This is a genomic window from Nonomuraea rhizosphaerae, assembly GCF_019396405.1.
GTDB classification, from domain to species: Bacteria; Actinomycetota; Actinomycetes; order Streptosporangiales; family Streptosporangiaceae; genus Nonomuraea; species Nonomuraea rhizosphaerae.
Map to the genome: position 1 here is coordinate 1 of NZ_JAHKRL010000394.1, position 6,584 is coordinate 6,584.

5 protein-coding genes and 2 pseudogenes are annotated in these 6,584 nt (G+C 70.4%); 5 read left to right on the forward strand and 2 right to left on the reverse strand.

Annotation, left to right across the window (positions count from 1 at the left end):
- Nucleotides 1–197 precede the first annotated feature (197 nt).
- From KME77_RS30615 to KME77_RS20270, 3 genes and pseudogenes are all read left to right on the forward strand, one after another.
- Nucleotides 198–380: pseudogene (locus tag KME77_RS30615) on the forward strand (hypothetical protein); the annotation flags it as partial.
- Between the two features lie 2 nt (nucleotides 381–382).
- Complete coding sequence (locus tag KME77_RS29970; RefSeq protein ID WP_281424206.1) at nucleotides 383–511, forward strand: hypothetical protein; 129 nt, start codon at nucleotides 383–385, stop codon at nucleotides 509–511.
- 227 nt (nucleotides 512–738) lie between these two features.
- Nucleotides 739–2,463 (forward strand): hypothetical protein, encoded by a 1,725-nt coding sequence (locus tag KME77_RS20270; protein WP_219470105.1) that lies wholly within the window; start codon nucleotides 739–741, stop codon nucleotides 2,461–2,463.
- A gap of 401 nt (nucleotides 2,464–2,864) precedes the next feature.
- On the opposite strand, the gene KME77_RS20275 is transcribed toward KME77_RS20270, so the two are convergent.
- A complete protein-coding gene (locus KME77_RS20275; protein ID WP_219470107.1) occupies nucleotides 2,865–4,172 on the reverse strand; it encodes a tetratricopeptide repeat protein in 1,308 nt (435 codons plus the stop codon).
- Nucleotides 4,173–4,529: 357 nt separating this feature from the next.
- Nucleotides 4,530–5,291 (reverse strand): L,D-transpeptidase, encoded by a 762-nt coding sequence (locus KME77_RS20280; RefSeq protein WP_219470109.1) that lies wholly within the window; start codon nucleotides 5,289–5,291, stop codon nucleotides 4,530–4,532.
- A gap of 93 nt (nucleotides 5,292–5,384) precedes the next feature.
- On the opposite strand from KME77_RS20280, the gene KME77_RS20285 reads away from it, so the two are divergent.
- Together KME77_RS20285 and KME77_RS20290 are read left to right on the forward strand one after the other, a co-directional pair.
- Entirely contained in the window at nucleotides 5,385–6,074 is a 690-nt protein-coding gene (locus tag KME77_RS20285; RefSeq protein WP_219470111.1) for a response regulator transcription factor, read from the forward strand.
- 1 nt (nucleotide 6,075) lies between these two features.
- Nucleotides 6,076–6,584 (forward strand): annotated as a pseudogene (locus tag KME77_RS20290) (two-component sensor histidine kinase); the annotation flags it as partial.

The window sequence follows — 6,584 nt, forward strand, 5'->3', positions numbered from 1 at the left end:
GGCAGGCGGGTGGCCAGGTATCCGGTCACCCGCCTGCCCGCGTCCACGAATGCGGCGGGCCTCTCGGACGGCGGGGCCGGTGGTGCCCCTGATGATCAGCGTCGCCGAGGTGGTTCGCAGAGCTCGGCTGCGGGTGGCCGCCGGGCGTGCGAGCCCCGGTTCCGGAGATTTCACCGGTCGTTTCTGATCGGGGACGGATGGATGAGTGGGCTGGTCGGCTGGATGACCTCCTGCTGGGAGTGGGGCGGATCTTGCCGCATCCGGACGAGCGGCAACACCGGCTGCTGCTGGGCGCTGAGGCCCGCATGTTGAGACATGGCGGGATCCGCGCGGTGGCTCAGGCCACAGGCGTGTGCGAGGCGACGGTGTCGCCGGGCGTCGCGTGACGCTGACCACCCGGCACACCCTCATCGGCCTGTCCGGACAGACGCACGACGCGGCGGCTGCGCATGACCAGTTCACCCTCCTGCTGCCCGCCGTCGCCGGCATGTGCGGCGACGAGCACTCCTGAAACCCTGGCCGCGTCGTACTCCCTTACGGTCTGGACCGGGCGTGCCGGAGCCCCAGCCGCCGCCCGCGACTACCTCACGACACTGCCTCCCCGGACGGTGACCACGAGTTTCCGCATCCCCTCCAAAAGCGGAAGATCCTCCAACTACTCTCGTGTCACGATAAGCGTTTCTCTCGTCGCAATGTGTAAGGAGAGTTGTGCGCCGGTCCATCAGAGGCAGCAGGAGTATGGCGCGGCCGTACCGCGACTTGGTCCGGCTGGCCTACCTGAGTCTTCCGCCGTCGATCGGACAGGAGCGCCGGCTGGTGCTCGCCCATCGGCTGGCCGCCTCCGAGCTGGCTCGCCGTCCCGGGGGCGATGAGATCGCTCTGCGTCAGGTGTTGCTGCGCAGAACACTGGCCGCAGTGATCTTGCCGTGGACGGGCCGGCTGGCGCGGATGGAGGCGGTGCCCGCGCTCGTACGGGGCGCCGATGTGGCCTTCACCGCGCGGCTGGACATGTTGCGCCCGCCCGCCCGGGCCGCCTACGCGCTGCTGCGGCTGGAGGGGCGCCCTGAGGAGGAGGTACGTACAATTTTGGCCGGGGCGCGGGTGGCGCAACCGGCCGCCGCCCTGGCCGCGGTCGCCGCGCTGGAGGCCGAGTTCGGCCAGGGGGCCGCGGCGGTGTTCCGCCCGGCGGTCGATCCGACGCTGGCCCGCTGCTATGCCCGTCCGCTGAACCGGCGGCTGCGGCTCGCGCTGCTCATGGCCGCGGCGGCGAGCCTGCTGGCGGCAGTGTCGGCGCCGGCGGTGATGTCGCTGCGGGAGGATCCGGGCAGCACCTGGACGCCGCACCTGCCCGCCGGGCCCCCTACCGGTCTGCCTGCCAGGCCTCCAGCCGTGCCGATGGCCGTGACCGCAGAGCCCGGTGCCTGGCGGGCGAGTACGAGCCTTGATCTGGCGACCTGGCAGGCCAGAGGGACACTGGCCGGTGATCAGGCATTGATCGGCCGGGCGCTGCGGGCCTGGGGGCGGCCCGGCGGGCAGGTCCTGTACGCCGATCGTCTCGATGGCGTGAGCGTGGTGCTGATCCGCCAGGGCGAGCAGGTGGCCCGCTACACCGAGACGGCTGGCGCCGCCAAGGTGTCCGCCTTTCCCGCCCCGCGCGCCAAGCCTGATGGCACCAGCCCGCTCAAGCTCACCACGACCGCCGAAGGCAGCCGCTACCTGCTGCCGCCGTGGGTGCGCCAGGTCTCGGCCGCGCCGCTGACCGGGGCCGGGCCACGCTGGCGCAAGGTGACGATCAAGGACGGCGTCACCGCGCCGGTCAGAGCGCTGACGGGCAAGGGTTGCTGGCAGGGGCCGGTGCTGCGGCTGCGGGCGCCGGAGATCGCGCACGGCATGCCGTACACGATGCTGGATCTGGGCCGCCTGTCGCTGGCCAACGCCTACTACCAGCCGCCGCCACCGGCCGAGATCAACCGGTACGGCCCCAGCGAGCTTGACGCCGTGCCCGGCGGCTTCAGTGCGTGGAAGGGACTGAGCTGTACGATCGCGCGCCCGGAGGGGGAGGTCGAGGCGGCGACGGCATGGGAGTTCTACAGCGGACGCCTGCCTGAGGGGGCGCACGGGCGGTGGGTGTGCCTGCGGCTGACGGACGCGATCGGCGGCAGCTCGGTGCGCGGTGTGCTGTTCAGTACCGCGCACGGCCGTACCACCTCCACCCTGGCCGGGACGAGGCGCAACACGTGGGACTGCAGCCGGCTGCGCCGCGACGTGGTGGCGGGTGTGTGGTGGCGGGCGCCGTCAGGCGCGAGGTATTACGTGGCGGCCGGAAGCAGGCGCGTCATCCGGATCACGCTGGACGGACGTGCGGTGGCAGGCCCGTACGCGGTCTCCAGGAACAACAACCCCACCGTGTCGGCGATCAACGAACTGGGCGAGAAGGTCGAAGTGCTGCGCTCAGCCGCCTGATGGAGCATCCAGTTCCGGGCTTGCTGCCTTTCCCGCGAAGCGGTGCATCCGTCACGCCGCCTGGTCGCGGGGGCCTGCCGCAGCTCGATCATGTCGGCTTCCGGTTGACGGCGATGATCGGAAGCAGCGTCACCCGCGCCCGGCCAGGCCCGGCGCCTGCTCGTGGACATCCCGCACGAGGGGCAGCACACCGGGTCGCCTCGCGTGCGGGCAGTCACCAGGATCTGGCCGTCCTGACGGTCCACCTGCTCGATCTCCACCGCGGCCAGGTGCGGGAAGAGCATGTTCACCACGTCACCGTCGCACACCGCTCACGGCCTCATCCACAACAGCGGAATGTGGATGGAACAGCACAGCCTGTCACCACGGGAATCTTGGCAGAGCCACTCCAGGTGCGGAAATCAGGTGGCTTTGCCACGGGCGATGTAGAGACTCATGCCGGTGAAGTCGAGAGTGATGTTGTAGGGCTTGAAGAAGCAGTGGCCGAAGTAGCCCGTCTCGTCGACCCCGTCCCCGTAGGGGTAAGGAGTGTTGCTTGGGTTGTTCGCGTCCGCTATGCAGTAGGCCTCCTTGGCGACGGCGTCGCCGAGACGGATCTCCTTCGGGTAGCAGGGGTAGGCGACGGTCGGGTGGCTGTGGGCGCCGGTCTCGAGCGGGCGGTCGTAGTCGGTGCGGACCCGTAACCGCTTGGCCACCTCCCCGTGCATGCCCGCGACGCTCTCGCCGCTCATACCGCCGAAGTTCACGCCCATCAACCGTGGGCCGGAGCCGGCGGTGGAGCCGGTGATGCTGCCCGTGCTGGCGAGGTTGTGGTCACGGCCCAGCCACAGCGGCAGGGGCTTGACGCCCGCCCGTTCGGCGTCGGCACGGATCCTGCCGGTCGCTTCGAGGGTCGGGCGGCGCAGGATCAGCGACCGGCCCGCGTAGTCGAAGGTGGTCAGCAAGTGGTAGAAGAGCCATGTGCCGATCAGGCCGTCGTTGCCGGTGTCGGCATCGTCGACCGACCAGCTCACGGGGACGTTGCGCAGTTCGATGCCGCCCAGCTTGAAGGATTCCAGCACCCCGTAGTTCACCCATACACCTGTGTCGATCTCTTGCTTGGCCACGGCGCGCAACCCGGCTTCCTTGGCTACTTTCGAGGACACGCCCAGATTCGGGGCGCCGGTGTAGAACGTGAAGCGCTTCGGCGTCCCGCCGTTGACCGAGGCCTCGACCAACGGAAACGGGTCCAACTGCTGCCATTGCACCCGGGCGATGTCGCCGTGAATCTCGTACGCCTTGCCGCGAACCGCCGCGAACCATTTGGCGTAGCCTTCCTCGCCGGCCGCTTGCCAGCGGGGTGCGGCGAGGGAGAACTTGTCCTGCCGGATATAACAGTCGCCCAGGTACTCGTTGGTTTCCTTGTCCCCGGGCGCCAGCGTGAGCGCCATCTTGAGGTATTTCTCGGCGTCGCGGAACTTGTTGCCCAGTAACCCGACATAGCCGCGCCGGCGTGCCGCGTGCAGGCTCGTGGGGTCTGTTTTCAGGATCTGTTCATATGCACGGCCGGCCTGCTCGAACTTCCCGGCTTCGTACAGCGCGTCCGCGTCACTGATGCCGGGCTCCGCTATGGCTGCCTTGCCCAGCAGCGGCGCGGCCGCGGCGGCACCGGCCACCACGGCCGCGCCCCGCAACAGCGAACGCCGGTCCCATCCTCCGTCATTGGTCATGGTCTTCTCCCTTTCGTGATCACCTTCCGCCCGCGGCGTCCGTTGCAGCCTGGCGGAGGGCGTTGAGCAGATCTGGATCGTGGTTGGCCCGGTTGGCCACAGCCGGAATCCCGTCCGGCCCGCACGGCGGGAGACGCGCGGGCCTGTGGCCAGGGGTCAGCCGGTGTAGTTCGGCACTGTGGGGATGGCCTTGCCGGGGGCATGGAGGGCCCGGGGGTGGCTTCGTCGGTGGTGGCTTCGGCGGTAGTGGATTCGGCGGCGGCCAGACCGGTGCCGGCCAGGCCGATGCCCAGTGCGACGACTGCGACGAGGGACTTCAGGCGCATCGATGTTCCTTCCGTTGTTGCGGTTGTTGCTTCATTTCTTGACGACGACGGGTGTGCCGATCGCCAGGTTGTCGGCCATCCAGGTGATGCCGTCGTTGCTGATCCGCACGCAGCCGTGGCTGACCTTGCCGCCCAGCGCCGACGCCTTGTTCGTGCCGTGCACGGCGAGCTGCCCGGGGCCGCCGGCGAACGTCTTGAGCGTCGGCGAGAAACCGCTCAGCCCGAAGGCGTACGCGCCGTAGGCGCCGTCGGGGTTCGGCGGTTTGACCAGCTCGGTGAAGTAGAATCGGCCGGCCGGGGTAGGGGTGCCGTCCTCGCCGGTGGCGACCTTGCCGGTGCGCATCACCTTGTCGCGGTCGAAGACGGTGAACTTGAACGCCTTCGGGTCTATCTCCCCCCGGTGGGTCGTCGACGACAGCGTGACGGCGGAGGACTTGACCCAGCCGGTGCTGCCGTTGGGCCGGATCGGCAGCAGCACCTTGAGCCAGTCGCCGTCCTTGGCGTCGACGAGGAAGACCCGGGTGGCGCCCATCTCGTCAGGGCTGGACAGCGTCTTCCACGCCGCGCCGTCACCCTTGTGCTCGTGCACGGCGATCTGGCGGCCGCGCACGGTCGCTATCTCCGCACCGCCCTGCGGCTGCCCTGGCTGTGATGACTCGGTGGTGGCCACCGAGCGGCCCGTCCCCTGCGGGCCGTCGCCTGGTCTTCCGTCGCTCGACGAGCCGCAGCCGGCCAGCCCGGCGATCAGGCCGGCGGCGAGCAGGGCACCGGTGTGAATCCTGACGTGACGCATGTCGCGAGATGCTGGCCGAGGAAAGTGAAGAACCTGTGAGGCCGATGTGATGATCTCGTGGTTCCGGTCACGAGTCGTCTACGCTCGGGGGCTATGTGCGCGAACGTCCTGGTCGCGGAGGACGACGCCAAACAGGCGGAGCTGCTGCGCCGCTATCTCCTGCGCGAGGGGTACCGCGTGGTCGTCGTCCACGACGGGCGGGCCGCGATCGACGAGGCTCGCGCGCGCCGCCCCGACCTGGTGCTGCTGGATGTGATGATGCCGGGCGTCGACGGCCTCGACGTGTGCCGCGTGCTGCGCGCCGAGTCCGACGTGCCGGTGCTGATGCTGACCGCCCGCTCGACAGAGGACGACCTGTTGCTCGGCCTCGACCTCGGCGCCGACGACTACGTCACCAAGCCCTACAGCCCACGCGAGTTGATGGCCCGGGTGCGCACGCTGCTGCGGCGGGCCCGGCGGGGGAGCGGCGAGGGAGTGTACCGGGTCGGCGGCATCACGGTGGACCCCGAGCGGCACACGGTGCTCGCGGACGGGCGCGAGGTCGAGTGCACACCCGCGGAGTTCCGCATCCTGGAGGCGCTGGCCGCGTGGCCGGAGCGGGTCTTCACCCGGGCGCAGCTCCTGGAGCACCTGCACGGCTTCGACCGCTTCATCACCGAGCGCACGGTCGACGTGCACGTGAAGAACCTGCGCAAGAAGATCGAGCCGCAGCCGCGACGGCCGGTCCGGCTGCGCACGGTGTACGGCGTCGGGTACAAGCTGGTCGGCGACCGTGCGCCATAGCTTGCTCGCACGGCTGGTCGCCAGCTCGGTGCTGATCGCGGTGTGCTCGATCGTGGCGACCGCGTGGCTGGCGGCGCGCAACACCTCCGGCGAGATCCGGCATCAGCAGGGCCAGACGCTCGCCCGCGACGCCCGCATCAACGATGCGCTGCTCGGCTACGCGGCGAGCCACTCGCGGTGGGACGGCGTCGAGGAGACCGTGCGCGGGCTGGCCAGGCAGAGCGACCAGCGGGTCGCGCTGGCGACCGAGGGCGGCACCCGGATCGCGGACTCGGCCGCCGGCTGGCCGCCGCTGCCGACGCGCGCCTCGGCCGTCGTCGATCCGCTCGCCGTCGACGTCTCGCTGGTGCCCGGCGCGGTCACCGACCGGATCGACGTACGCGCGGTCGGGCCGTTCCGGCTGCCGCAGCGCGAGCGGGCACGGCTGCGCGAGCAGGTCGACGCGCAGGCGGCGTGCCTGCGCAACGAGCGCCAGCGCGCCACGGTCGCCGTCGGGCCCGGCGGCCGCCC